Source organism: Ewingella sp. CoE-038-23 (assembly GCF_040419245.1).
Classification (GTDB): Bacteria; Pseudomonadota; Gammaproteobacteria; order Enterobacterales; family Enterobacteriaceae; genus Ewingella; species Ewingella allii.
Genome location: NZ_JAZHOH010000001.1, coordinates 2817618 through 2842365, shown reverse-complemented (window position 1 = coordinate 2842365; position 24748 = coordinate 2817618). Strand labels below are relative to the sequence as shown.

Annotated in this window: 43 protein-coding genes; 21 read left to right on the top strand and 22 right to left on the bottom strand. The window is 49.3% G+C overall.

The features are described from left to right. The first annotated feature begins 330 nt into the window (after positions 1 to 330). Positions 331 to 1710 (top strand): APC family permease, encoded by a 1380-nt coding sequence (locus V2154_RS13520; protein WP_353502691.1) that lies wholly within the window; start codon positions 331 to 333, stop codon positions 1708 to 1710. Between the two features lie 708 nt (positions 1711 to 2418). On the opposite strand, the gene sbcB is transcribed toward V2154_RS13520, so the two are convergent. Next, entirely contained in the window at positions 2419 to 3849 is a 1431-nt protein-coding gene (sbcB, locus tag V2154_RS13515; protein ID WP_353502690.1) for an exodeoxyribonuclease I, read from the bottom strand. A 180-nt stretch (positions 3850 to 4029) separates the two neighbouring features. On the opposite strand from sbcB, the gene V2154_RS13510 reads away from it, so the two are divergent. Beyond that, the gene (locus V2154_RS13510) at positions 4030 to 5211 is read left to right on the top strand and encodes a tyrosine-type recombinase/integrase (RefSeq protein WP_353502689.1); all 1182 of its coding nucleotides are present in this window, start codon (positions 4030 to 4032) and stop codon (positions 5209 to 5211) included. A gap of 410 nt (positions 5212 to 5621) precedes the next feature. Here V2154_RS13510 and V2154_RS13505 read toward each other — a convergent pair whose 3' ends face one another. The 19 genes from V2154_RS13505 to V2154_RS24960 form a co-directional block, all read right to left on the bottom strand. After that, entirely contained in the window at positions 5622 to 6101 is a 480-nt protein-coding gene (locus tag V2154_RS13505) for a hypothetical protein (RefSeq protein WP_353502688.1), read from the bottom strand. Continuing rightward, positions 6098 to 6457: a phage protein NinX family protein gene (locus tag V2154_RS13500; protein WP_353502687.1), complete on the bottom strand. Its 360-nt coding sequence runs from the start codon at positions 6455 to 6457 to the stop codon at positions 6098 to 6100. Before V2154_RS13500 ends, V2154_RS13505 begins: the two co-directional genes overlap by 4 nt. Next, positions 6454 to 6693: a DUF4060 family protein gene (locus V2154_RS13495; protein WP_100935370.1), complete on the bottom strand. Its 240-nt coding sequence runs from the start codon at positions 6691 to 6693 to the stop codon at positions 6454 to 6456. Before V2154_RS13495 ends, V2154_RS13500 begins: the two co-directional genes overlap by 4 nt. After that, positions 6693 to 6986 (bottom strand): DUF5405 family protein, encoded by a 294-nt coding sequence (locus V2154_RS13490; protein ID WP_353502686.1) that lies wholly within the window; start codon positions 6984 to 6986, stop codon positions 6693 to 6695. The genes V2154_RS13495 and V2154_RS13490 overlap by 1 nt, the downstream gene beginning before the upstream one ends. After that, positions 6987 to 7241 carry a DUF3850 domain-containing protein gene (locus V2154_RS13485; RefSeq protein ID WP_353502685.1) on the bottom strand — a complete coding sequence of 85 codons (255 nt, stop codon included), beginning with the start codon at positions 7239 to 7241 and terminating at the stop codon, positions 6987 to 6989. It abuts the gene before it with no gap. 82 nt (positions 7242 to 7323) lie between these two features. Then, a complete protein-coding gene (locus tag V2154_RS13480) occupies positions 7324 to 7806 on the bottom strand; it encodes a hypothetical protein (RefSeq protein ID WP_353502684.1) in 483 nt (160 codons plus the stop codon). Next, positions 7799 to 7966 carry a hypothetical protein gene (locus tag V2154_RS13475; protein WP_353502683.1) on the bottom strand — a complete coding sequence of 56 codons (168 nt, stop codon included), beginning with the start codon at positions 7964 to 7966 and terminating at the stop codon, positions 7799 to 7801. The genes V2154_RS13480 and V2154_RS13475 overlap by 8 nt, the downstream gene beginning before the upstream one ends. Next, positions 7959 to 8381 (bottom strand): HNH endonuclease, encoded by a 423-nt coding sequence (locus V2154_RS13470; RefSeq protein WP_353502682.1) that lies wholly within the window; start codon positions 8379 to 8381, stop codon positions 7959 to 7961. The genes V2154_RS13475 and V2154_RS13470 overlap by 8 nt, the downstream gene beginning before the upstream one ends. Next, positions 8378 to 8839 (bottom strand): hypothetical protein, encoded by a 462-nt coding sequence (locus V2154_RS13465; protein ID WP_353502681.1) that lies wholly within the window; start codon positions 8837 to 8839, stop codon positions 8378 to 8380. Before V2154_RS13465 ends, V2154_RS13470 begins: the two co-directional genes overlap by 4 nt. A gap of 21 nt (positions 8840 to 8860) precedes the next feature. Then, positions 8861 to 9289 carry a single-stranded DNA-binding protein gene (locus tag V2154_RS13460; protein ID WP_353502680.1) on the bottom strand — a complete coding sequence of 143 codons (429 nt, stop codon included), beginning with the start codon at positions 9287 to 9289 and terminating at the stop codon, positions 8861 to 8863. Positions 9290 to 9291: 2 nt separating this feature from the next. Then, positions 9292 to 9972, bottom strand: coding sequence for a lambda exonuclease family protein (locus tag V2154_RS13455; RefSeq protein ID WP_353502679.1), 681 nt, complete (start codon positions 9970 to 9972; stop codon positions 9292 to 9294). Next, complete coding sequence (locus V2154_RS13450; RefSeq protein ID WP_353502678.1) at positions 9969 to 10898, bottom strand: recombinase RecT; 930 nt, start codon at positions 10896 to 10898, stop codon at positions 9969 to 9971. The genes V2154_RS13455 and V2154_RS13450 overlap by 4 nt, the downstream gene beginning before the upstream one ends. Beyond that, positions 10895 to 11182 carry a hypothetical protein gene (locus V2154_RS13445; protein WP_353502677.1) on the bottom strand — a complete coding sequence of 96 codons (288 nt, stop codon included), beginning with the start codon at positions 11180 to 11182 and terminating at the stop codon, positions 10895 to 10897. The genes V2154_RS13450 and V2154_RS13445 overlap by 4 nt, the downstream gene beginning before the upstream one ends. 240 nt (positions 11183 to 11422) lie before the next feature. Then, on the bottom strand, positions 11423 to 12457 hold the full coding sequence (locus V2154_RS13440) for a hypothetical protein (protein WP_353502676.1): 1035 nt from the start codon (positions 12455 to 12457) through the stop codon (positions 11423 to 11425). Between the two features lie 79 nt (positions 12458 to 12536). After that, a complete protein-coding gene (locus V2154_RS13435) occupies positions 12537 to 12845 on the bottom strand; it encodes a superinfection exclusion protein (RefSeq protein WP_353502675.1) in 309 nt (102 codons plus the stop codon). Between the two features lie 112 nt (positions 12846 to 12957). Then, entirely contained in the window at positions 12958 to 13191 is a 234-nt protein-coding gene (locus tag V2154_RS13430) for a hypothetical protein (RefSeq protein WP_353502674.1), read from the bottom strand. A 189-nt stretch (positions 13192 to 13380) separates the two neighbouring features. Then, positions 13381 to 13593 (bottom strand): DUF551 domain-containing protein, encoded by a 213-nt coding sequence (locus V2154_RS13425; protein ID WP_353502673.1) that lies wholly within the window; start codon positions 13591 to 13593, stop codon positions 13381 to 13383. 34 nt (positions 13594 to 13627) lie between these two features. Next, positions 13628 to 13810, bottom strand: coding sequence for a hypothetical protein (locus tag V2154_RS13420; protein WP_353502672.1), 183 nt, complete (start codon positions 13808 to 13810; stop codon positions 13628 to 13630). Positions 13811 to 13812: 2 nt separating this feature from the next. Next, positions 13813 to 14070: a transcriptional antitermination N peptide gene (locus tag V2154_RS24960; RefSeq protein WP_496350367.1), complete on the bottom strand. Its 258-nt coding sequence runs from the start codon at positions 14068 to 14070 to the stop codon at positions 13813 to 13815. A gap of 450 nt (positions 14071 to 14520) precedes the next feature. Between V2154_RS24960 and V2154_RS13415 the strand changes: the two genes are divergently transcribed. Beyond that, positions 14521 to 14907 carry a hypothetical protein gene (locus V2154_RS13415; RefSeq protein WP_353502671.1) on the top strand — a complete coding sequence of 129 codons (387 nt, stop codon included), beginning with the start codon at positions 14521 to 14523 and terminating at the stop codon, positions 14905 to 14907. A gap of 51 nt (positions 14908 to 14958) precedes the next feature. On the opposite strand, the gene V2154_RS13410 is transcribed toward V2154_RS13415, so the two are convergent. Both V2154_RS13410 and V2154_RS13405 read right to left on the bottom strand, forming a co-directional pair. Further along, a complete protein-coding gene (locus V2154_RS13410) occupies positions 14959 to 15204 on the bottom strand; it encodes a hypothetical protein (protein ID WP_353502670.1) in 246 nt (81 codons plus the stop codon). A gap of 283 nt (positions 15205 to 15487) precedes the next feature. Further along, positions 15488 to 16204 (bottom strand): LexA family protein, encoded by a 717-nt coding sequence (locus tag V2154_RS13405; protein WP_353503998.1) that lies wholly within the window; start codon positions 16202 to 16204, stop codon positions 15488 to 15490. 108 nt (positions 16205 to 16312) lie between these two features. On the opposite strand from V2154_RS13405, the gene V2154_RS13400 reads away from it, so the two are divergent. The 18 genes from V2154_RS13400 to V2154_RS13320 all read left to right on the top strand — a co-directional run bounded on the left by V2154_RS13400 (position 16313) and on the right by V2154_RS13320 (position 24642). Next, complete coding sequence (locus V2154_RS13400) at positions 16313 to 16510, top strand: Cro/CI family transcriptional regulator (RefSeq protein WP_353502669.1); 198 nt, start codon at positions 16313 to 16315, stop codon at positions 16508 to 16510. A 121-nt stretch (positions 16511 to 16631) separates the two neighbouring features. Beyond that, entirely contained in the window at positions 16632 to 16961 is a 330-nt protein-coding gene (locus V2154_RS13395; protein WP_353502668.1) for a hypothetical protein, read from the top strand. Positions 16962 to 17141: 180 nt separating this feature from the next. Further along, positions 17142 to 17999, top strand: a complete 858-nt coding sequence (locus tag V2154_RS13390) for a replication protein (protein ID WP_353502667.1) — start codon at positions 17142 to 17144, stop codon at positions 17997 to 17999. Position 18000: 1 nt separating this feature from the next. Beyond that, entirely contained in the window at positions 18001 to 18519 is a 519-nt protein-coding gene (locus V2154_RS13385; protein ID WP_353502666.1) for an HNH endonuclease signature motif containing protein, read from the top strand. After that, positions 18506 to 19855, top strand: a complete 1350-nt coding sequence (locus V2154_RS13380) for a replicative DNA helicase (protein ID WP_353502665.1) — start codon at positions 18506 to 18508, stop codon at positions 19853 to 19855. The genes V2154_RS13385 and V2154_RS13380 overlap by 14 nt, the downstream gene beginning before the upstream one ends. Before the next feature lie 400 nt (positions 19856 to 20255). After that, positions 20256 to 20480 (top strand): hypothetical protein, encoded by a 225-nt coding sequence (locus tag V2154_RS13375; protein WP_353502664.1) that lies wholly within the window; start codon positions 20256 to 20258, stop codon positions 20478 to 20480. After that, entirely contained in the window at positions 20477 to 20725 is a 249-nt protein-coding gene (locus V2154_RS13370; protein ID WP_353502663.1) for a phiTE_015 family protein, read from the top strand. Before V2154_RS13375 ends, V2154_RS13370 begins: the two co-directional genes overlap by 4 nt. After that, a complete protein-coding gene (locus tag V2154_RS13365) occupies positions 20722 to 20922 on the top strand; it encodes a hypothetical protein (RefSeq protein ID WP_353502662.1) in 201 nt (66 codons plus the stop codon). Before V2154_RS13370 ends, V2154_RS13365 begins: the two co-directional genes overlap by 4 nt. Continuing rightward, positions 20919 to 21317, top strand: coding sequence for a hypothetical protein (locus tag V2154_RS13360; RefSeq protein ID WP_353502661.1), 399 nt, complete (start codon positions 20919 to 20921; stop codon positions 21315 to 21317). Before V2154_RS13365 ends, V2154_RS13360 begins: the two co-directional genes overlap by 4 nt. Continuing rightward, positions 21318 to 21527 (top strand): DUF7301 family protein, encoded by a 210-nt coding sequence (locus V2154_RS24915; protein ID WP_437342004.1) that lies wholly within the window; start codon positions 21318 to 21320, stop codon positions 21525 to 21527. Then, complete coding sequence (locus V2154_RS13355) at positions 21524 to 21967, top strand: recombination protein NinB (protein ID WP_353502660.1); 444 nt, start codon at positions 21524 to 21526, stop codon at positions 21965 to 21967. Before V2154_RS24915 ends, V2154_RS13355 begins: the two co-directional genes overlap by 4 nt. Further along, entirely contained in the window at positions 21967 to 22386 is a 420-nt protein-coding gene (locus V2154_RS13350) for a hypothetical protein (RefSeq protein WP_100935338.1), read from the top strand. Before V2154_RS13355 ends, V2154_RS13350 begins: the two co-directional genes overlap by 1 nt. Then, positions 22383 to 22706: a phage protein NinX family protein gene (locus tag V2154_RS13345; RefSeq protein ID WP_353502659.1), complete on the top strand. Its 324-nt coding sequence runs from the start codon at positions 22383 to 22385 to the stop codon at positions 22704 to 22706. The genes V2154_RS13350 and V2154_RS13345 overlap by 4 nt, the downstream gene beginning before the upstream one ends. Continuing rightward, positions 22699 to 22902, top strand: a complete 204-nt coding sequence (locus tag V2154_RS13340) for a hypothetical protein (protein ID WP_353502658.1) — start codon at positions 22699 to 22701, stop codon at positions 22900 to 22902. Before V2154_RS13345 ends, V2154_RS13340 begins: the two co-directional genes overlap by 8 nt. Before the next feature lie 2 nt (positions 22903 to 22904). Beyond that, the gene (locus V2154_RS13335) at positions 22905 to 23189 is read left to right on the top strand and encodes a dATP/dGTP diphosphohydrolase domain-containing protein (RefSeq protein ID WP_353502657.1); all 285 of its coding nucleotides are present in this window, start codon (positions 22905 to 22907) and stop codon (positions 23187 to 23189) included. Continuing rightward, positions 23182 to 23334 carry a protein NinF gene (locus tag V2154_RS13330; protein ID WP_353502656.1) on the top strand — a complete coding sequence of 51 codons (153 nt, stop codon included), beginning with the start codon at positions 23182 to 23184 and terminating at the stop codon, positions 23332 to 23334. The genes V2154_RS13335 and V2154_RS13330 overlap by 8 nt, the downstream gene beginning before the upstream one ends. Then, positions 23306 to 23911 (top strand): recombination protein NinG, encoded by a 606-nt coding sequence (locus tag V2154_RS13325; protein ID WP_353502655.1) that lies wholly within the window; start codon positions 23306 to 23308, stop codon positions 23909 to 23911. Before V2154_RS13330 ends, V2154_RS13325 begins: the two co-directional genes overlap by 29 nt. Then, the gene (locus V2154_RS13320; protein ID WP_353502654.1) at positions 23908 to 24642 is read left to right on the top strand and encodes a DNA cytosine methyltransferase; all 735 of its coding nucleotides are present in this window, start codon (positions 23908 to 23910) and stop codon (positions 24640 to 24642) included. Before V2154_RS13325 ends, V2154_RS13320 begins: the two co-directional genes overlap by 4 nt. Positions 24643 to 24748: the final 106 nt, after the last annotated feature.

Sequence of the window (24748 nt, the reverse complement as noted above, 5' to 3'; positions counted from 1 at the left end):
GTTATTTTTTTTGCATTGTGAGTTACACAAACTAAATTCAACAGAGGCCGGACCCAGATCCGGATAGATAACCAGGTTCGTGTGCGACCCCAAATCAATAAACGGTCGCCACTATGAGGAAATGCATGATGGGGCAATACTTTAAACCAGTACCGGTACCCGCCGGTCTCTTTGTCAGCTGCGGCCAACAACGCTCAGCCTTCACTTGCGTGCACAACGATGTGAAGCTCAATCCTCCGTTCTCTGGTTATTCAACACGAAGTTTTCCCTGTACTTTGCGCACGGAGACGTTTACACGTCCTATGCATGCAAATCAGGGAGGGCTGAGCCATGTCTGCTAATGTCTCTTCTGCCGCTCCGGCAACCAATCGCGTACAGCTGCGTAAAACCCTGACTTTGGTTCAGGTTGTGATGATGGGTTTGGCCTATCTGCAACCCATGACCATTTTCGATACCTTTGGCATTGTGTCCGGTCTGACTGACGGCCACGTGGCAACGGCGTATATCTTCGCGCTGATCGCGGTACTCTTTACTGCGGTAAGTTACGGCAAGCTGGTTCGCCGCTTCCCGTCTGCGGGTTCTGCATATACTTACGCACAGAAAGCCATCAGCCCGCACGTCGGCTTTATGGTTGGTTGGTCATCCCTGCTGGACTACCTGTTCATGCCGATGATCAACATCCTGTTGGCGAAAATTTACCTGGAAGCTATCTTCCCGGGCGTACCGTCGTGGATTTTCGTGACCGCGCTGGTGGCGATGATGACGGCCTTTAACCTGCGTGGCATCAAGGTCGTTGCTAACCTCAACAGCATCATCGTTGTGGTTCAGGTCGCCATTATGGTGGTGTTCATGGGTCTGCTTATCCGTGGCGTTTACATGGGTGAGGGCGCAGGGACGCTGGCAAGTACGAAACCTTTCTTCAGTGAGAACGCACACGTGGTGCCGATGATCACCGGGGCAACGATTCTGTGCTTCTCGTTCTTGGGCTTTGACGGCATCAGTTCCCTGTCTGAAGAGACGCCGAACGCCGGTAAAGTTATTCCGAAAGCGATTTTCCTGACTGCGCTGATTGGCGGCATTATCTTCGTCGTGGTGTCTTACTTCCTGCAATTGTACTTCCCGGATATCTCGCGTTTCCACGATCCGGACGCATCACAGCCTGAAATCATGCTGTATGTGGCAGGCAAGTTCTTCCAGTCAGTGATTCTGTGCTTTAGCTGCGTGACGGTATTGGCGTCAGGCATGGCGGCACACGCAGGTGTTTCACGTCTGCTGTACGTGATGGGCCGTGATGGCGTATTCCCGGAAAAACTGTTCGGCTACGTGCATCCAAAATGGCGTACCCCGACCTTCAACGTGATGTTGGTCGGCGTAGTGGCAATGTCCGCTGTAACCTTTGACCTGGTGACTGCAACGGCGTTGATCAACTTCGGGGCGCTGGTGGCCTTCACCTTTGTGAACTTGTCGGTTATTTCGCAGTTCTACATTCGTGAGCAGAAGAACAAGACCTTCAAAGATCACCTGCATTATCTGATTCTGCCTGTGATTGGTGCCCTGACCGTCGGCGCGCTGTGGTTGAACCTTGAAGCCAGCTCAATGACGCTGGGTCTGGTTTGGGGCGCAATTGGTTTAGGTTATTTAGCCTTTATCACCAATTTCTTCCGCCAGCAGCCACCGCAGATGAGTGGCGAAATCGCTCCAGAAGCATAAGTTTAAAAGGGACCCGCAAGGGTCCTTTTTTTTGCCCTTTGGAAAGGGCAGGAAACTTTCTTTTAAGGTCAAAACTTTGCGTTGTCACGCAAACTGTTTTTTAAGGTCAAGGTCGTGTGCTGCCGCCACACCGGCCTTAAGGGGCGCCTATCGCCGCGCCCCTCAAGACTCCCCGGCTCTTTACTGCGCGCTTCGCTCGTGAGGCGGACGTGTTTCAGGGACTTCCGTTATCCACCGCCCTCCCTATCAATAAAGAATGTCGCCGCTTAGGCGGTGCCTTCGCCACGGGATTCGAGCCATAGGTCTCGAACCTCTCGCTCAGCGCCATTTTTGACTGCGGTTTTGAGGCATTTCAATCGTGCCTTTTCAGTAATTTTCAGATTTTATGTGAATGAAACGGCTCGGAGTAAGTGCCAGTAGGTCGCGTTCAGAAGTGACGCCGAGGGAGTGGTTCGAGACCAAAGGCTCGAAGCCCGAACTGAGGGGACCGCCTAAGCGGCGGCACTTCGCGACGATCACCGTGGCCGCTGAAACACGTCCATTCCAACCCTGCGCAGCCTCGATCTTTCAGCAGCAAAAAAACGCAGGATTCCAAAGGGTTTCGTTTAAAACCCTTTGGGCCAGTGTGGGCGGCGAGCCCACGGTTTTGAAGTTGAAGTTGAAGTTGAAGTTGAAGTTGAAGTTGACGTTGAAAGCGTAACCCTACCGTTACGCCACCAACCCCTTCCCATAATCAAACAGCGCCTTCAGCAGGGCGGTTTTCTCGGCATCATCCTCGTACAAGTTGTACAGCGACTCTAACTGCAACACGTAATCTTGCACGCGTTCGGCGTTGAGTTTTTCCTGACGATGCTCACGCCAGCGGCGCTGCTCGGCGTCGGTGAGGGTGGTGGGGAAATTGCGGGCGCGATAGCGAAATAGCAGCGTTTCGATGCGTGAATCGTTAAAAGTTAAATCTAGGGCTGGCAGATTTTCCGGTTTGGTTTCCAGAATAATGCGCATCGCGGCGCGGTCGGCGTCGCTGAAGAAACCGTCGTACAGGCGGGCATCGACGTCGTCGGAGCCTTTAAACGGCTCGGCTTCGGCGAACAAGGCCACCACTTTTTCGCGGACTTGGGTGTTCTGGCGCAAAAGTTGCAGATTTTGCAGGCAACGCTCGCGATCAATGCCCAAACGCTCAGCATTTTCGGGCAATAGCGTTTTAGCTGGAGCTACTACTGGGCACTTATTAATGTGCAATAGCTTGATCGGCAGCGGCGATTGGCCCGGCTCGAGGGCTTCGCGGCGGGTGTATAGCCGTTCGCGCATTGCATCGGCGTCCAGCTCGAGAAGTGGGGTCATATCGCCACCCAAATCACAGACAATCACCGCGTTTTTATTCTCCGGATGCCACGCTAGCGGCGCAATCCACGCCGTGTTGCCACGGGCCGCGCCGAACATGCCGGAAACGTGAACCAACGGCGTCATGGCCGGAATATCGATTAACGCATTGATTTTATGCTTATTACGATGCTCAAGCAGGAAAGCGAACAGGCGCGGCTGGGCCTGTTTCACTAACTTAGCCATGGCAATGGTGGCGTAAACGTCAGCCATCGCGTCGTGGGCATTTTCATGCTCAATGCCGTTAGCTTTAGTCAAATGTTCAAGGCGGAAACTCGGGAAACCGTCGTCGTTTTCCGGCCAGTTGATGCCATCCGGGCGCAGGGCGTAGCAGGCGCGCATCACGTCGAGCAGATCCCAGCGAGAATTGCCATATTGCCAGCTGTAGGCATAAGGGTCGTAGAAGTTACGGTAGAAGATGTTGCGGCTGACTTCATCATCAAAACGGATGTTGTTATAGCCCACAATGCAGGTGCCCGGCACGCTAAAGGCTTGGTGGATCTGCGCGCTGAACTCTGCCTCGCTCAACCCTTTCTCCAGCGCCAATTGCGGCGTAATGCCGGTTATCATCACGGCTTCAGGCTCAGGCAAATAGTCATCAGACGGGCGGCAGTAAATCACGAGCGGCTCTTCAATGATGTTGAAATCCTCATCGGTACGCACACCGGCGAACTGCGCAGGGCGGTCCAGCGCCGGATTCTTACCGAAGGTTTCATAGTCATGAAAGTAGAAAGTAGGTTGTATTGGTTTGTCTGACATTGTTTTATCAAGTCCAATTTAGTATGTATTTGTCTATTCAAACCAATGCTTTAAATCAATTAAACGCCTTAAGTTGTCGTATCTTGTCCGCAAATCACAAAATAAATCCAAGCTAGTCCAGTTGATCAATGGTACACATTGGGTACAAAATGCAATTTTCCCTGTGTACAGAATATTATCATGGCCCTTAGCGATACAAAACTTCGTTCACTTTACGGCAAGCCTTACACAGGGAGCCCAGAGCTTTCTGATGGTGATGGACTTGGTGTAAGAATATCACCTCTTGGCGCAATGGCCTTCCAGTTTCGTTACCGCTGGGATGGAAAGGCGCAGCGCATATCTCTAGGCAAGTATCCCGCAATGGGGCTAAAAGATGCCAGAGCCCTAGTTGGCGAACTCCGCCTTCTCTATGACAGGGGAATAAATCCACGCACTCACTTCGAATCAAAACATGTTTCGTCCGAGCTAACCGTTAAGGAATGCTTGGAGCTATGGATGAATGATTATGTACGCACTCAGTTGCGTACAAACACCATCAATCTGTACGAGGCGATTGTAGTAAAGCACATGACAGATGCCTTTAAAGGCAGGCCTGCAAGTTCGATATCAGTTAAAGACTGGATCAGCTTTTTCAGCAAGCAAGAAAAGGAAGGGCAGAAGCGCGCCCGTATGATGTTCATTCAGGCTAAATCTGCATTCAGTTGGTGCCTTCGCCGCCAGTTGATAGACCGTTGCGAAATAATGCGCATTGACCCCAAGGACGTGGGCCAGCGCTCAGAAACGGGCGAGCGAGTCCTCACCTTTAATGAACTAGCTCAAATCTGGATCGCTATCGAAAGGACGCGAGCTTCCCCGGCTAACAAGATGTTGCATCAACTGGTCATGATGTGGGGCTGCCGCCTGTCCGAATTGAGGCTATCTCTAAAGCCAGAGTTCGACATGAAGGAGCTGATTTGGACCGTACCAAAAGAGCATAGCAAGATGGGTAACACCATACGCAGGCCGATATTTACTCAGGCCCAGCCCATTATAGAAAGACTAATGGATGCATATGACAACGTTATGTTTCCGGGCTATGACATTAACGAGCCAATCAGCATAGCAGCAGCAAACAGATACATCGGAAGAATTCGTGACGAGATGGATGGCATAGGATATTGGCGTGCACACGACTTCAGAAGGACCGTGGTTACGCGACTTTCAGAAGAAGGTATTGCCCCTCACGTTACAGAGAAAATGATGGGGCATGACCTAGGTGGGGTGATGGCTGTATACAACAAGCATGACTGGCTGGATGAGCAGAGAAGGGGATATGAACTGTTTGCCGATAAGCTTTTTTGGCATATCAAGAACGTCAAGTAGGCTCACGCAGCATTAGGCTCAGACCTACGAACAACCCACGCCTCTACCGCTGATTTCAAGTAGAGCGTAGGATGCGTCTTGATGGGATGCGGGAAGCCACTGTCTCGCTCGTATCGGTAAAGCGTGTCGCGTGATTTAACTTGAAGGAACTGCATCACTTCTTGCTTGGTCATGACATTCATAATTTGCCTCTCCTCAAACTGACCATTGAGAACGCCAATCTGCCACATGAACAGAGGAAGACTGTATGCGGGAGCTATTGGCGCATGGTGTTTTTTAATGATGGGACCGGATAGGGTGTCGAACGGTGCTTTGGGGTTATCTGCTATTGCTGCGTGGAGTTAGTCGCTACATCTTCGCGCAGCGGAGCGCAGGGCATTGCGCCGAGCGCTATCGAGTTGCGTCATGGGTTACTCCACTTTGCGATATCCTGCGTCGTAGAGTGCCGCTACGAATTCATAAGGCTGATATGAGTCAGGCATCCCGCCTTCTACCATCAACATTTCACTAATCGCCTCTTCCCTTGCCACATTTTCAGGTTGTAGTGGCGATAGTCTTCCATGAACACCGTCACACCTTACAGACCACTGACCATCGGAATTTGTGTAGACGATTACATCCTTACCAACAAAATCTATAATCGCCGCGCCGGATGGGGACATAACTTTGGCACCAACAGGAGGCAGCCCATCGCCAGACCACTCAGTAGTCACCTGCTGGCTTACATCTGGCTCGGTGATTGGGCGTCGCTCGGCAACCAAATGCCCGTCAAGGCTAGGTGCGACACCATTAGAAACAGCGCGACCACGACGAGTTGAGTAAATATGAGTGACTTCTTCATGGTACCCCTCGAAGTCATCCTCACTACCTTTCAATATTTCCCATTTCATGACTTTTCTCCCTGAGTTTTTACTGCTTCATCTTTCATCATGAGGAACACAATCATTGCAGCGCGGAGCGGGTTTTTATCAACAGCGTAAATCTCTTTTCTGCCACTCTGACTGGCCATCGCGCCTGACTTGATAGACTCTCGATGGTCAATGTTGATTTTGTTAGCGACGATAATCCTCCATGCGGCATCGATGTCTCTTGTTGGGTTATACCAACCTCGCCAACCGTTCCCGGTGACGGTTACATTTAGACCGTCGTTGGTGTACGAATTATTATCGTAATAACACTGATGCCCCATGAGCTTTGCCACCAATTTATTGATTTCAAAGTCACTCATAGCTGAATAATCTTTCATGCCACTTCTCCATAATGAACTTTCGTTAGCTGTCTATGGCCCGTAATGACATGGGCCAGATGATGTTTGTTGGTATTGGTGACTTCGATTTGATAGCTCTTGTTGCGGTATTTGATGCTGTAGATTCTTCGGTGATGCTTATTGCCAGTTCCGTACTTTTCCCTGTGAGCATCTATAGCTTTATGGGCTGCAACTAAGTGCGCTGGCTCGGTGTCACCTTTGATGAGTGGCTTCATCAGGCTGGCTCTGCATTGAGGTCTTCAGACGTTAACTCCGAGAAAGCTTTCTGGCATTGCTGGCTTACGCGCTCGATTTCACTTCGCATTTCTTCGAGTGATTGCACGTCAGATGCGCGAACTTCTTTCAGGATTAGCGAGGAGATTAACTGCTCAATCTTAGGGTAGAATGTGGTGTTCTTCAGCACCGCTTGGCCCGCGTTCTTGCCTTCTTTGGCAATGCCTTTCTCCTGAAGAATGAACTGATACTTGTCGCTGGTGATAAGCCATTTCTCGCCGATTTCAATTTTCATTTATGCAGCCTCTAAAAGTTTCATTGGGACCATGCTCAGCAACACATAACCCTCAGCCACAAATCCGACATCAGTTATGTGCGTTACCTCGCGAATAACAAAGCTTCCGGTGTACTCACCATCTGAAAACTCACGCAGCTTGAGTAAGTCACCAACTTGGTAGTCACGGTCATTCTTGCGGAGTTCAGCGGTTTTAACGCCTGCATATACCGGCGCGAAATGCTGGGGAGCTATTTTCAAATCGTGGGTTTTCATGGTGTATACCTCGGATTAAGGCGTAAAAAAACCGCGTTGCGCGGCTATTGGGTTATTCGGAGTTGATGGTTATTACTGGGTGTCACTCACCATCCTTGGCCGTAAATCCAGCGCTTTTGATTCTCGCTTTGAGTTCAAGCCTGGCAGCGTTGTAAATCGCGGCGAGGTCAGCATTAGAAAATTCATCGTCAACATAGTCTTTCGCCGTTTTTCGTGGCGGAATAACTATAGGGGTATCAAGCTTGCCACGAAGTTTGGCGAGGTCTAGCCTCAGCCTGCCAACCGTTAATGCTATTGATTCGTTTTCAGAATCACGCTCACGCGCATAGCTTTCTGCTTTGTCAGCCCGCTGGCGTTCTGCTTCGAGCTGGTCTTGTGCAACCAGAAGGCCAGAAGCAGTCTCGCTGATTTGCTGGCGCTCCTGTTCAGTCAGCCCCCTACCAATTTCGTTTTCGATCGAATCTGCGACTTCCATGCAGAAGCTTTCCACACATGACGCCATTGCTGCCTTAATGCGCTCCGCAATTACACAAAGCTCACTGTGGGTTTTGGCTGTCTCAGTCATGAGGTTGCTCCTTCAATTTCACCACGACGCCATCACCAGCTTTCCGATTAACAAGGATGGACTCATCGACTACGTATCCCTTCGCTTCGTACTCGGCAATCTTTGCTCGCTCTGATTTTTTGTTGCTGCAAAACAGTGTTGCTGTGGGTGCGTTACTCATGACTCATTCCTTCACGGTATTTTTCGAACCAGAAAACTATCGGTGATTCCGTCACCTGCACCTGCCCAAATCTTTCAGCCGTGCGGAAATTGACGCTGTACAAACGCGCTCTTTCTGCCTGCTGAGTTATTTGCTCCCTGAATCCTTCAAGGCCGAACGATGCTTTGAAAAGATTGCATGGTGCGCAGGCTGGGAAGAGGTTTTCCTTCGTGTCATTCTCTGGCTTCCAGTGCTCGCCGGTGGCTACAATCTTCCGCATTCCATTGGGTTGCCTATCCCCAAAATCCAGCTTCCTGAGAACAGCCTGAACGTGGTCGGCGTGCCAGCCTTTCTCCGGCAGTTCGCATCCGCAATACGCACATTTACCGCCGAATCTCATTCGCAACGCTTGCCGTTGAGCCTTACTGAGTTTCATCCCTTCCTCCCAGCGCACAGATTGGCGGCGAAGTCTCGCAAGTTACGTTCGGCAATCAAAGCCGAATCAGTCGGACATGTGCTTTCGATAATGCCGTTCTTGAGTTGGCTGAGCTTTTTGTTAGAGAGATTGAATATTGCGTAGGCAATATCGTTGGCAGATGAAATGGCTATATTTTCTGCCAAGGCAAGCTTTTCAGCCAATCCATCCCGCTCCGCCACCAACCCCATCACATACTCAATAACCAACTTACTCCATGGGCCATCACCTTTAATGCCGAGAGAGTTGATGATGTTTTGCTGTGAGAGTTGAAGCTCGGATAGTTGCTGGGCGAACTCGTTTCTCTGCTTGGTTGTGCTGAGCAATGCTTTTGCAAGATTGGCGATAATTTCGTTCTGTGGATCAGTGAATTTAGCCAGTTCTTCAAGCTGGCCTTGTCCAAAAGTTACTTCACTCATAATGTGTTCCTTGAAAGAGGGTTAGAACGGAATCGAATCGTCGAAGTCCATTTCATTGGATGATTGCTGTGGCGCTGGCTGGCCCCATCCTGACTGCGGTTGCTGAGCACTCTGAGGCGCTTGCTTTGGCGCATCCGATTGGCGCGGAGGAAGGTCGATGTCATCAACGATGATGGTTGGCGTTTGGCGTTTATTCCCGTCTTTGTCAGTCCATTCTTCTGTGACGAACTTCCCTTCGACCGTCACCTTCATTCCCTTTTTGAGATATTGCGGGAGGGTTTCAGCCTTAGCGCCAAACAGCCGGCAGACAACCCAAGAAGTCTTTTCATGCTCCCCGAATCCCTGTTTTACGGGCAAAGAAAAGGAAGCAATTAGCTTCCCGTTTGGAGTGCTTCGCGTTTCGCAATCCTTTCCAAGATTGCCGCTTGCTATGAATATGTTGATGGTCATTCCTATCTCCACTGCTCGCCGAATTCAAAACCAATCTCTGCCAGAGCCCCATCCATCTTGGAAATGAACTCCGGCACCATCTCATCAAACTCATCCATGAACTTTTGGTCACGTTCAACAACAACGTGATGCAGACCTTCGCGCTTCATGCGCGGGTCATAGTTGGCGAAGTACCAAGCATCCCTACCAGTTACCCACATGCTGTACTGAACCTGCGCCATGTACTCAGCCTTGATGGCGTCAAAGCCACCCAGTCTGAACTTCATGAACACTGCGCTGGTATATGGGCTTTTAAGCTCTAAGCCTTTCCCGTCACTGCAATCGCCATCAGGTGAACATGCGCAGCGGAGAGAGTCGTCCTTGAAGATAATCGGCACATCTGTGACCTTAACGTCCGTTGTGAACTCAAACAGCGTTCTTGCTGATGCTTCGTATTCCTTTCCCCACGCCAGAGGGCGAGCATTCACTTCAACCACATTCCCTGTGCAAACCTCTCCGAGTAAGGTGTAGAAGTAGGTGAGCTTGGTATCCGTCCATTTAGTGCCACTGCGTGGCTTTGAGATGACTTTTCCGGCTTCCGATGCCGTGATAACTCCCAGTCTCAACTTCAGCCAGTCAATGCTTCCCTGCTGCGTGTTTCGCACATCAATCCCTGTGCGCTGCAAGATAATTTCAGGTGTCATGCCGCCGCCTTCTTCTTGAGGAAGTCCACAGTCTTGAGAGCTTCTGGCTCTGTGAGTTGGCCCGGAGAGGTGATTGAGCGCTTAAATATCTGCGTACAGATTGGCAGGAGGTCGTCGTCCCACGTCTTGTTCATCTGAACGAGAAGGTCGGTTATCACTTCGATGGTTTCCGTGCTGGCAGGGGATATATCCTTTTCTTGTCCGCGTTCCTGAGAAAAGTTAATGCCTTCTCCGCCCTCGGTGTTCACGTAATCAACAGCAGCGTCCAGCCGATCACGGCGAGGCCAGTACTTGGTGGCCTGCTTTACTACCGTCTTGAGGATCATCTGCTCTTCGTCGGTGACCCAAGGGCAGCGCTTGGTGTTGTCGGTTAGGTATTTCTTCCATGCTTCTGACCGATCACGAATTGAGAAGATATCCTCGGCTCGCATGGTGTGCGTCAGGTAGTCTCCTTCGTCCGTCTTGACTACCGTATAAGCGCCGACCACTTCACCGCGCTGCTCAATAGTGTCGAACTCGTTGAATTCATGTGTCGGCGGTCGGTAATTGCTGGTACGCATGAATCGGTCGTTCTTCCTGACAATCGCCGACTGGCACCATTTAATGGCCCCTGACTGCTGGGCAATATGCATCAAGCCCATGTAGCTAATGTCCAGACATATAGCGCCTTTCCGTGGCACTAAATAAGCGAGTTTCTGAGCTGGGTTGAGAGAAATGCCAATCGCTGCAACGTTCATTATCGCGCTACGAGTCGACACGCCATTCTTTGCCGCCACCCCAGCCAAATAGTCATTGTTCGCGAATATCTGCATCGCAAACTCTGATTCTCGCTTAAATGTCAGGCTGGGCTCTGAGCAGACTTGCTCGAATTCAATCTTAAGCGGATTGATAATTTCGTGAACCTGATTAACCAACTGCTGATTCATGCCGCCTCCCTGTGCTCTACAATTTCCCGCGCCCGTTCATGCCTAGCAATTTGCTGGACTAAATCACGAACAGCATTAGCAGCAATAACTTGAAAATCTGGTGACTCGCTGGCTATTTCCAGCGTCTTATCGTCAATGCCCAGACCTGAGAAAAGAGCCTTTATTTTTTCTGTTTTAACCATCGAGTCCAACTCATCAATCCTTGCGCAAATCACATCATCATCCCTGTGATCAAGCTCTTGAAGCGCCTTGTAAATAGCTGAAGAAAGTGTCCAGTAATTCATGACTGCCTCCGATAAAACAGGCTATGTGCCAGTTGAAATAAAACTTCGTCGTGCTTCTCTTGGGCTAAAAGCGCCATGAGTTGAACCGCTCTGATCACATTCATTACGGCTCTCCGCGCTGGTTGAGGATTCGATCAATCTTGATGAAGAAATCGATGAGAGGATTGCGAGGTGGTTGGTCAGAGCAGCCCACGCAAGGCCACCCTGCAAGCGCTTGTTGCATGGGATACTCCGGTTTAATTAGTAAGTTATTTGAATTGCTGAGACTTGGCCTTTGGCAATGGCTTTAACGCATTGCACGGCGCACTCTTCAGAGATGCCCGCGGCGACTAAGTCAGCCACGGCTTGTTGATTGATGGCTCGTTTGTGTTCGACGTTTGCAGCGCGGGCGGCGGCTTCATCAGCGATGCGCTTTTCTTCTGCTAGTCGCGCATCCTCTTTTTGCTTAGCCTTGAGTTGCTCGGCTGCGATAGCTTCCTGCTTTTGGCGTTCTGCTTGTTGTGCCGCCGCTAACCGGTCTGCTTCAGCCTTGGCTGCCGCGTCAATGCGGTCTTGCTCAGCTTTCTTCTCAGCTGCAATGCGGTTGGCTTCAGCCAGTGCGGCTTGAGCTTTCAGGTCAGCTTCGCGCTGCAATGCCGCTTCGCGTTCACGCTGCGCAGTTGCTTCTGCTTCGAGTCGAGCCTTCTCCACCGCCTCCTTGGCGATGCGCTCTTCGCGCTCCTTCTTCAGGCGCTCTGCTTCAGCTTTTGCGTCGGCAGCGTCACGGTCGAATTTGTCATTCATCAGGAGCGCGACTTCGTGGTCAGATTCAACTCGTCTCGCAAGTTCCGCTGCCTTATCCCGATCAAACAACTCGTTCATGTCATTGGCTTCATCTCGCATCTTGTCGTAAGCAACCTGAGCCGCAGCTTCTTCAGCCTCGACTCGTAGGCGCTCCTGCTCCGCATCCCATTCTGCGCGGGGAAGTAAGATTGCATCACGGATTGCATCGCACTCGCGGGTGAACCTTCGCAACTCCTCCTCAGCTGGTTTCACGGCTTCTTTCAAGTGTCGCAGGTAAGCTCGTCCGGGCTCTTCGATGGTCTTCTTACTTGAGCCAACTGCTCGAGCCAGAGAGCCGATACGGTCACGACCTTTCTGCGTGGTCACATCAGGCGCTTCTTTGGCGTACTCACGAATTTGATCCAGATACTTATCCAAACCATTCGGCACGTACAAAGCCGGAGCCTGTTCCGGCTTAATTTCGATAACGGTTAAATCGGTTGTTTCGCTCACGGCGTTACTCCTATTGGTTGGTTAATTGATGTAGGAGCCAGCTCTTGAACTGGCTTTTACATCCATTAAAAAAGCCGCACTAGGCGGCTGTCTCAGCATTCTGGTTGAAATTGTTAACGTACTCTCGAATGTCTTCGTGCTCATCGTCGAACCACTCAACCCACTTGTCGGAGAGTTCCATGTCGCGCATGTCCTCTTCCGACAAGTTCTCGTCCCACATCTCTAGGCCATTCATATTGCAGTAATCAGGCTTGATGTTTTTCTCGAACTGAAACAGGTCGTAGTCAGCCAAGGCATTTATCATTCTCGCGCCTTCTTCTACCGATGAAACCTCAACGTAAAACGGTTCCATTGGTACTTGAGGGATGTGCCACACGCGCAATTTCATATTTACTCCGTTAAAAAAATGACCCACCTAAGTGAGCCTAATAATTACAAGTTGAGGGAGATAAGGGGCGCTTATCACGATGCGCACTCAGTGAATGCGCATAGGGAAGGGTCTACTTATTACGAGCCTCGAGCATTGCGTCTGCCATCGAGTAAAATGCCAATGCCATATCAAGCATCTCTTCCTTGTGATTTGTTCCGATATGCATGGCCGTGCCCGACGCCATGACCCCTTGCATGGCCTTGACCGCAAAGTAATCCCGCGCGGATATCCCTTCTTGATGAATGTGCTGCTGCCCCGGATGCCCGCTTGCTGCAAACGCTGGGAAGTCGCTTTCTTTACTCATGTTTTTTCCTCAACTCTCTCAATCTCAGGTTTACGCAAATAAGCCGCATACTGCTCATGGTTCATGCGGACTCTGTTTCTTGTTCCTACTTCGCTAATCTGATACTCGTACTGGTTAGCCATCCTCGATACGAGAAAGGTCTCACCGGTTAAAGTGTTTGTTAATCGCATGTGGGATGGTTCCGGTTAGCTAGGAAGTTGGAGGTTCTGGCAGGGGCATCCAGTGAGGAACCTGATAAGCACTACCTGTTTTTCCATAAGTGTCACACCAAGCTCCAACCCATATTCCACTGCCTTTGTATTGCCCACTCTCTATGTTGAAATGACCGTTGCATGAGATTCGCATAAGAACTTCTTTCCCTATCTGTGGTAGCAGCTCGCTACACTTAATCCACTCATTCATACCTACCTCTCTAATGGGCAATAAAAAAGGCCACCTAAGCAGCCTCGAAACCTGACACCTCAACGCGACAAATCGGATAGGTGTAAAGCTTGTTGTCCTGAATTATCCTCTGCGCAGCTTCCATGCTGTCAGCGTCGTCGCAGAACTTGATGTTCTCGTAATACGCGCCGTCGTCGCTATCCGGCTTCCCAGCAAGAACTGTGAAACAAAGTGCCATAACTACCTCGCCGTTACTGTTTCAGCTGATTTACGATACCCAGCGTTGAAAATTGCCACATCTGCGAGGCAAATATTGTCAGCGCTGGCCTGTTCTTTACATCTCAATGGGAGTGAGATAGTTGCCTTGAGAACTCGACTGGAACACCCTGAGAGTCTCGTAGCGATGCTCTTGCCTAACTTCATGTCCTTCTGTGATTCTTCACGCTCAGAAGCTCTACGAAGCTTTCTGCGCATCTTGCAGCGTTCTTTTGCATTCATGTGGATTACTCCAGTTAGTTAGCTTTGGTGATGTGGTGGATTCGGCACCGAGACGCCACTCTCGCTTACTTCCTGACGCCCTTTTTTCTGTATTGGCAAAAAAACAATCTGCCCAGCCGGTTTTCAGGTCTTATCACACTGCCAGCGTTGCACCTCGCTTGAGGACACCGCCACCACATCCCAAAGCCAACTGCACTTTGGTGTACACCTTTCGGCATACCATCTGATTGTTAAAGAGCATATCGAGCGGGTCGTTTCGTTTCGATGAGTGAAGAATACGGCAGGTATTTTATTAAGTAAATACCCGCAGTATTTATTTTTAGCGTTTTTCTACAAGCTTATGATTACCTAGAGTATTTATTTTTTGATCTTCTTCAGTCGTTACTTATCGAACCTAGTCAAAAGCAGGTTGGCGGCGTAAAATTGAGCAAAATTCAAACGGAGGTTGATATGGATTTGCAGGAATGGCGGGATAAGCTGGCATGGATGTCTAACGAGCAGATGATTCAGGCGCATTTTGGTTTGCAGGAGCAGATCAAGAAGCATTACAAGTTGCGGGATGTGGGTAATAACCTGAAAAAAGCTATCAGTCTTTGCGAACAACAGATAGCAATGTCGCCGATGGTAATGAAAGCCATGAGGGAGAAGCATCTCGCAGATTGGAAGGCGGTTAGTGAGGTGAGTGGGGCGGTGGTTCGTCAGACTGTCATGCCGGAATTTTATGCGCCATCACATCATGGTTATCGCCAACTATGCGTGATTCTAAAAAAGCAAAAGAAACCAGAAGAAGCCGCAACACTAGAAGTTCAGAGGAGTGAGGAGGGATGGGCCAGATGACAGGCACAAAAAACCCAGCTCTGTGGCTGGGCTTTTAATTATTCTTTGCTGTTAGTACTGGTAAGCCATTTTATAAGCTTCAAATGCATCTTTATGTCTAACATATCCAGCTTGGCTGTCTGGAAGCTCTGCGAGAACCGCATCATCATTGGATGCTGGTATGCCCTTAGCTTTATTCAACATTGCAAGCTCGAATGCGCAGCCGGGACATTTATGTCTTCCTGTGTTCGCCTGACTTTCCGGCAGAACGCTGAACATCGGGTTGTAACGGTGGTTCTTATTACAGATATTATTCATTGAGCACCTTAAAAATTAGGCGCTGAATGCTTTACACGAGATCGGGCTTGAGATAATCTCAAACTCGAGTTCTCAAGAAAACATTCATGCACAGACTGTTTTTTCAAGCTCCGTTGGTCCTACCCTTCGGAGCTTTCCCTTTTATGCCGATCAAGTTTTAATCAACATAAGCTGTGATTATATCCATGCTGTAAAAATCCTCAATAAAAAGATCATGTTAGGATCTAGTGACTAAGTCTTTCTACTTTACTACCTCACCCGAACGTCTCTTCAGGCCACTGGGCTATAGCAGTCTGAGTTTTGTCTCCACGGCCACCCCAATGATTCGACAGTTACCGTTGATAGGAACCAGCGGCCAAGCAGGGTTTAGGCCTTTGAGGTATCTCTGACCGCCATCAATAATAAATTTTTTGAATGTTGCCTCATTGGAATCAGTGAGCTTAGCGATCACTAAATTGCCATTAGCTGCCTCGCGCCCAGTATCGAAAAGCACAAACGTTCCTTCCGGAATGCTTAATCCCACTGGGGCAGTCATTGAATCACCATCGACCTCAAGCCAGAAAGCATCACCCTGAATGTGAGCATCAGACTCAAGCCATAAATCAATATCCTTCAGGGTGTAGGCCTCTACAGCTTCGCTCCACACCCCAGCTTGCACCTTGCTGAGAACCGGATACTTAGAACCTGGCACATGCTTTCCGACGTAAGATACATTTGAGACAGATCCGGCATTTATAGATAGGCTAGAAGCCTCTTTAGCGAGCTTCGGACTGAAGTCAGCAATGCTAATCTCAAGAACCTTTGCAAAAGAAGCTGCAATCTTCGCATTGAGCGCATTCCTTCCATTAAGGTAATGGCCTACAGCGCCCTGAGATATCCCAAGCTCATCTGCAATGGTGTACTGAGTCACTTTTAGTTCTTTTTTCTTTGACTCATACAAAGCCTTTAGACGCTTCGCATCTTCAAGCTGTTCTGTCGTCAGGGAGTTATTGGTTTCCATAACCTTCATTTTAATACCACCACTACTTATATTAAAAATACCCACCATATTGAATATGATAAATACCTGTAGTATTCTTTGCCCATGGTAACTAAATGGAGTGTACCTATGAACCGCATGACATTAGCTGATTACGCAAAAATCCATGGGCAAGCAAAGGCAGCAGACGATTTTGGCGTTATTCAGTGCGCAATCAGTAAGGCAATTCGTGCAGGGCGGAACATCGTAGTTACTGTTCTGCCGAATGGGAATGTACAGGCTGAAGAAGTCCGCCCATTCCCAAGCACTAAGAAACACGCAGCTTAATCACCACCCGCTCTTTAACAGCCTTAGCCTCCCTGCCGCAATGTGGGGAACAAACAACAGTGGTCAATCCCACGGATAAGCCACGTACCCAACTAATTATTCAACACTGGAAGTATTACAAATGGAATTAGCAAAACCACGCAAAAACGGAGCGGTTGAATTCATCAGCCGACACTTGCTCTCATCGGCTCACCAAGCGCTTAGCTCTACCCGTCAAACGGTAGTGGCTAAGTTGCTTAACATCGCTGATTCAACCGTTCTACGTCGCACTGAGAAGTACCCAGAACTGATGGATAACTTAGCCGCAAGTGGGGTTAAGGATTTCGTCATGGAAGGGGAGAAGAAGATTAGCTTTGAGCACTTCAAGTTCATGGCTGATTGCACTCGTGCATGGCTTGAGTACACCACAAATGAAACGGCCCCAAAGCTCGACGAAAGCTTTGAGGCCTGAGCGAATTAACTGGATCAATTCACAGGAGTAATTATATGCGAAAGAGCAGAAAACTCAAGCAAGAAGAGGAGCGGCGTTACCCGGATTCACCTGATCCAATCTTAATGGCAGCCGCCACAAACAAGCCGTTCGCTGAGCGGTTTATTGGTTGTTTCAGACTGGCGAAAGCAGGGGTGAAGAATGGGCAACGCAGCTAGACATTTACAGCTGGTAGAAACCTCACCAGAGGTTCTGGAGCGGCGCGTGGCAGATACCGATGATGGTTACACGCGAATAGCTAACGAACTCCTAGAAGCGGTTATGTGCGCTGATTTAACGGCACGACAGCTTAAGGTTGCGTTAGCTGTTGTGCGCAAAACCTATGGGTTCGGCAAGAAGTTTGACCGAATCACTAACACGCAGATTGCAGGCATGACAGGCATTCACCACACGCATGTTTGCACTGCCAAGAACGAAATGATTGCCATGAAAATCATCATCACTTCTGGCTCTCAAATCGGAATTAACAAGGTAGTTTCTGATTGGAATTTCGACATTAGCCAAGGTAGCGAAACATTAGCCAAGTCAGCTAATAAAAGGTTAGCCGAAGTAGCTAATGGGTATTCGCCAACTCAGCTAAACACAAAAGAAACTATTCAAAAGAAAAAAGAAACTACCCCTAAATCCCCAGAGGGGAGTTTGGTTGAGCAGGATGAAACCAAACCAAAAAAACCGGCAGCATCGAAATTCACATTCGACCGTGAACGACTCCAAGATACTTGGAACTGCAAAGCCAAAAAGCACGGACTTCCACGCATCACAAGCATCAGCATCTCCACCGAGAAAGGTATTAAGCGCCTTTACGAATCCCATCTGTTGCACTGCAAGCAAACGAAGCGCAGCCCTGTAGACATCGACACGTTCATCAACGGCTACATCGAGTTTGGTTACACGCCATCTCCGTATGCCATGGGCGATAACCCTGAGGGGAAAAAGTACGGGATAGACACCGCGCTGACTCAGCGGATTATCGACAAAATCATCAGCCAGGAGGTTTGACATGGAGAGTTATGAATTCGAGGAGTTTTCGAGATTCTTTTCTGTAGATGAATCATCCAGTACGGGGTTGCGTTGGATTATCGCTCCATCCAGAAATGTTAGGGCCGGGCAAGAGGCGGGAGGCCTGCTTATGTCTGGGCATTACAGAGTAAAATTTGGTGGGAAATCTCATAAGGTTCATCGAATCATTTGGCTTTTAACACACAAGAAATGGCCTGATAAATTTATTGACCACATCGACGGAAACCCAGGCAACAACAAGATCGAAAATTTAAGAGAAGCAACCGTTCAGGAAAACCAGAGGAATATGCGCTGGGTGAAGGGTTATTGCTGGCATGCCACCCATAAAAAATGGATGGCAAGCATCAGGGATGGGGAAAAGCAGTTATTTCTTGGGTATTTCGACAACGAAAGAGAAGCGCGAATAGCTTATCTAAAAGCAAAGGTTCTTAAGCACGGGAATATCCCCAATTTCTACCATGAACAACTAGCAATGGAGGTTAAGAATGGAATCTTATGAGTTTGAAGAGCTACTTGTTGGGTCATTAATGATTAAGGGTGATCATATCGATGCAAGAGACATTGCCGGGAAGCTTCCTGCTGAGGCGTTTGAAAACTTCCACCTGCGCCGAATGTACACCGTCATCGTAGCTCTCCTGAGCAAAGCCGAGCCTACCGACATGTTCACCGTGCAGAACAGCGTGCCGGAAGAAACAAAGAACTTCGTGCTTGAGGTCGCCACCCGCTGTCGTTCCGCGGCAAACATCAAGGCATGGGCCAAGCGAGTTCGTCAGTGTTGGATGCTGCGACAGGGTGTGTCTGAATTACTCAAAGCAGCTGAGTTACTCCGCGGCGCATCTACGCATGACTTAGGCGAACGACTGGCAGAAGTTTCAGGAATGCTTTCCAAGCTTCAGTTTGAAACCAATGACCGCTTACCGCGAAGAATTGGCGACATGCTGGATGACTACATGGAAGTTCTGGAGAAGCGCATGAAAGGCGCAGAGTCAGGCATGTACCTGAAAACAGGCATTGACGCCATGGACGATGAGTATGGTGGGTTCGACCGCACAGACCTGATCATCATCGCTGGACGCCCGGGAATGGGTAAGACAGAGCTGGCAATCAACATCGCAAACTCAATCGGGCGGCAGAAGGGCAAAGGGCTTCTGGTATCGATGGAAATGTCTGACATGCAGGTTGTAGAGCGTCATGTTGCTGACCGAGCCGGCCTGTCAGTAGGCGCGCTGCGTAACCCACTGAACATGATTGATGAGCAATACACGCGACTCACCGCGGCTACCGGCATGTTGATCGAAGAGGACAACTACGTTATCGACGGCTCTTTCACTGTGGACGAAATCATTAGCCATGCAGAGCGTATGAATATGGACGGCGGCCTTAGCTTCCTAACCATCGACTACCTCGGCCTGATGAAGAAATCCAAAGCGGAGCGTAACGACATCGCCATCGGTGAAATCACCAGCAAGCTGAAGCAGTTCTGCCTTCGTAACAAAGTCCCTGTAATTCTCCTTTCCCAGCTTAACCGCGGCGTTGAATCTCGCATAGATAAGCGACCGGGCCTTGGAGACCTGAAGGACTCCAGCTCAATCGAGCAGGATGCAGATGTGATTATCTTCCCTTATCGAGACGAAGTTTACGACGAGCAAAGCGACATGAAAGGCATCGCTGAAATCATCGTTGGCAAGTATCGGTCAGGAAAGTCCGGCACGTTCTACATGGGCTGGAAGAACGGTCACTTTGTGAACATAGACCAAGGCGAGGCGGCAAAGAAATATGCAGAGAATACCAGCAAGCCAGTTGCTAACAACAATGCATGGCGCGGAGGAGAGTGATGTTAAACGGACTGCTTTTAATCATTGTTTCTGGATTGTTTGGTAGTGGTATTGGGTGGATGTTTGTAAACCTTGAATGGTTCAGAATCATCATGGCCTTCCTGTCATCAGTATCACTAGTTTTCGCATTTTCAGTATGCATATGCCTCAGATTTGGAGATTAAAAATGCTAGGTGAATGGATAAAAGACCAAGTATTCAAATCAGAACGCGAAGCATCCGACCGAAGATATACCCTCCTGTGCAAACTCCCAGCTAACACCTTTAAGGCCATCTATGACGAATGTCATCCGGTATGGGCTGGTGCTGTCTACAACGGCGTTTACTACAGCGAAGGTGAGATTTATTTCGCATCACTAACAAGAGACGAAGGCTACGAAGCCTTTCTTTAGGAGAAGAATATGTTCAGCTTTAAAAACGCCCTACTGGGTTGCCTGGTTTTCACTGCCGGCGCGGTAATTATGGTCGCGCTACTTTCATTTGCCTCATGGCAAAACTTTTTTGCCGACATTAGTTGGGGCTTGATTCGCTATGTAGCTGGCGTGTGGGTTCTTGCTTTTGCATTTGCTGCAACCTGCAAGCTTTACGAGTTGATTAAATCCCGCCAGCAGAAGGTGAAATCATGATGGGCAAAAACCGAGAGACGTTTGAAGCGGCATTTAAGGGATGGCATCCGGGAAAAACGGGGCCATACATAAAACACATTGCTGAGTACTTTTGGAATCAATCCCGTCAGGCGATTGAGGTTGAGCTAAACGGTGATGCTTGCCACAGCGATGACTACTTTAAAGACGGCTACCGCATTGCCACCGAGGCCGCAGAAGAGGCCATCACATCTCTCGGCATTCGAGTAAAGGGGAATGAAGAATGAAAAAAATGAATCATGTAAGCCATCTTATCGGAAAGAAAATAACAATACGCTTTACCGACCGTTCAAAATCACAAAGCTACCAGTGCGAGCTTGGTGCGACTGATGGCTATAACAGCATCATCTATTGCCAAGAAGGCATTCCACAACTGGTTGGCAATTCGTCTTTTGAAGTCGTAAAAGAAGGGTGGCGAGTATGAAAGAGCTTAAAGAATTTACCGTAGAGCGGCTGGAATTAATGATTGAGCATGACCATGCACAGACTGGCGATGTGGCCGCACTAGCCAAAATAGCGCTGGCAGCTAAGCAGGCTCAGATAGTCGCTTGGGAAGTTAAAGGTATTTTCTGCCACACCAAGGAAGAGGCCAGTATCTACGTTGGCGACCCTGAGCCACTTTACGACGCACCACCACTTAACCATACCGAGCAGCACATGGAGGCTCCTGACGGATGGAAGCTTGTTCCGATTGAGCCTACCGTAGAAATGCGCGAAGCGTTTCATGAGTCTTATGAAGATTTTGAAAACTGTGTAGGCGAATGCCCGGATAGCCAATGGAAAGCCATGCTGCGCGCCGCCCCTAAACCGGAGATGTGAATGATGAGAACTACAGCGCAACTTCTCAGCTCAGCCTTAACTGAGGGCTACCACCGGCGACTCCGATTCAGGCAAGCATCATCACTACCGTACATTGAGAAGATGAAGCTTCAGCCGGTCGGTAAGCCTTATCGCCGCGACAGGGTTCTCAGGCGAATAATCCAGATGAACCTCGACGCAGCAGTTGCAAGAATAGGGGGAAGGCAGTGACCAAACAAACCTACCAACTACGAAACCAACAAATCCTCAATAACGCAATAAACCACCTCCGCAACACTCCGCTTAATCCAGATAAACCCTACTTTGTGACCATACAGGAAGCCACTCGCTCTCTATCACAGAATGCGAAGCTTTGGGCTTGCCTGTCTGACATCAGCGAGCAGGTTGTTTGGTATGGGCAGAAGCTCAACACAGAAGACTGGAAGCACATGCTGACAGCATCACTGAAAGGCCAGCGTTCCGCGCCGGGCATCAATGGCGGCTTCGTTGTGCTGGGGCAATCAACCAGTCGTATGACCGTTGGTGAGATGAGTGAGCTTATTGAGTTGATGAGTGCTTTCGGCACCGAGCATGGCGTCAGGTGGTCTGACGAATCCAGATTAGCAATTGAATGGTCAGCCAGATATGGCGACAGCAAGAGGGCAGCATAATGAATTGTGAGAAAGAAAGATTCGAAAGTCACCGCGCAATGGTTCGCGATTACGCAACCAAAAACAATAGCTTTAGCGCCAGTGATGTTGAGCGGCTGTTAAATATTTCCAGAACATCAGCTAAGAACCTCGTTAATCGCTGCATCAACTTGGGCGACATCTACCGCTCAGGCAGCGGCCGAGGAAGTTCACTTTGGCTTAATGAGGATAAATTCATTAAGTACGGACTTGAGAAGGAAATGCAGCGTCAGGCTAATCGGAAGAGAAAGCCAGCATTCAAAGTAACCGACATGGACACCCTGATATTCCTCAGCAAGAAACGCCCATCAGGCACCAACACAATATTCGAAGAGTGCAAGCAGAACAGCGCAATGCTTCTTCCAGTTCTTCGCACAATGGCAGCAAGGAGAGTGGCATGAAAGATTATTCAGCAATGAGCGACTACCTGATTGACCAGCATGTGGCAGAGTCCTTGCCGGGCAAGTATCTCTATTATGCAGATTATATTTGGGATACCGAAGAGGAGAAAAAATTCGAGCCAACATCATCATGGGCAGATGCTGGGCCGATTATTGCTGAGCAGGGGATAAGCTTGCTGATGTACCGCAGAGGAAAGCGGAAAGCATACCCAGCAAGCCAAGGAATGCTAAGCCCGTGCGAATATCAAGATGAAAATCCACTCCGCTCCGCAATGATTTGCTACCTCATAATGAAAGACGCGGAGAAAGGCCATGGCTAAATCAACGTGGTTTACTCACGAAGTAATGACCACCCAGCAAGCCGAAGACCTCATCAACAGCTACACCCTCCGAAACATCCAAACCTCAAAGCAATTATCCGCTGATTACAAAGGCTGGTATGTCTCTGCTTTGTTACCTGAATTCAACAATGAACCACGACAAAGCTGGACGTGGCAGAACCCTATGTGGAGATAAACGTGACCACAAAACATGATGCAGGGAAATGGAGATTTAGCCTCATCCCATTCAGCGCACTGAGAAGCGTTATATCGGTACTGGAGTTTGGGGCTACCAAGTACGCGCCTGACAACTGGAAAACCGTTCCTGATGCGCGGAAAAGGTATTTTGACGCATCAATTCGCCACATCACAGCTTGGTGGGATGGAGAACGGCTAGATGAAGAGAGTGGTGAGCATCACTTGGCACATGCCATCTGCTGCCTGCTGTTTCTTTTATGGATTGATGGTGGCGGCGATGAGTGACGAACCAACATGCGCCGGATGCGGCATCCCACTAAGCCCAGATGAAGTTTACGCCTGTGCTGACTGTAGCGATTGGTGGGCTATGAATGGTCTGGATATTGAGAAGGAGAAGGGTGATGAAACTACCCAGAAGCCGAAAGTGTAAGGTGTGCGGCGAAAGATTCAAGCCAAACACTCTGTACGAGTGGTGGTGCAACGATGAACATAAAGCCGATTACGCAGTAGCCCTAGCAAATGAAGCTCGCCAGAAGCGCATACAGCAACAGGAGCGACAGCGAAAGGAAACCACCCAGCAGGAACGCCGAAACCTCAAGATTAGAAAGCTCGCAGTACAGCCCCGCAGTTACTTCATCAAGCAAGCCCAGCAAGCCGTTAATGCCTACATCCGTGAAAGAGACAAGCACCTCCCCTGCGTTTCATGTGGAACGTTGAGCGCTGCTCAATGGGATGCCGGCCATTATCGAACTACGGCAGCGGCCCCACAGCTAAGGTTCGACCCTCGACAAATATGGAAGCAGTGCAGCGTTTGCAATCAGCACAAAAGCGGGAATCTAGTTCCATATCGAGCAGAGTTAATTCTGCGCATTGGGATAGCTGAAGTGGAAAACATTGAAGGAAACCACGACCGGCACAGATGGACGATTGAAGAGTGCAAATCCATCAAGGCCGAGTATCAACAGAAACTTAAAGACCTGCGAAAAAGCGGGATGGAGGAGATGTGAATGAGTTGGCTCTTTTCGCAGGCGCTGGCGGAGGAATACTCGGCGGCCACCTGCTCGGATGGAACACAGTATGCGCAGTTGAACGTGATGCCTACGCCGCACAAGTTTTGGCGCAACGACAAAACGATAGAATTCTCAAGCCTTTCCCGATTTGGTCTGACGTGTGCAGTTTTGACGGAAAGCCATGGAGAGGAATTGTTGATGTCATTTCTGGCGGCTTTCCATGCCAAGACATCAGTGCAAATGGAATTGGTGCCGGCATCGAAGGAAGGCGATCAGGATTGTGGAGTGAAATGGCAAGAATCGTCGGTGAAGTACGACCTAGGTTCGTGTGCGTGGAAAACTCACCTCGACTTAGAAGAAAAGGGCTTGCCGTGGTCGTTAGTGACCTTGCCGAAATGGGGTATGACTGTGAATGGTTCCGTCTATCAGCATCAAACTGCGGAGCGCCCCATGAAAGAGACAGGATGTGGATTGTGGCCTACAGCAAAGGCAACGATCCGAGGGGACTGTCCAGCAGAAAGGTCACGAAGAACCCCGGACTTACCCAGCGCGATAAAGATGCGCCCATTACCGGATGGGTCGGATCCTTGCCAGAATGGACAGCTGAATCCGGACTGGGTCGAGTGGTTCATGGGGTGGCCCATCGGGTGGACAGAATTAAAGCCCTTGGCAATGGACAAGTTCCAAGAGTGGCGGCAGCAGCATTCAGCATGCTTGGTAAAAAATAAGGAGGCAGCATGAAGGAATTAATCACCAAACTCCTATCTCTATTCACCCCTATCAATCCTGAAATAGCGCCAGTTAAAGGCATCCAGTCATGGGATGCCAATCCTA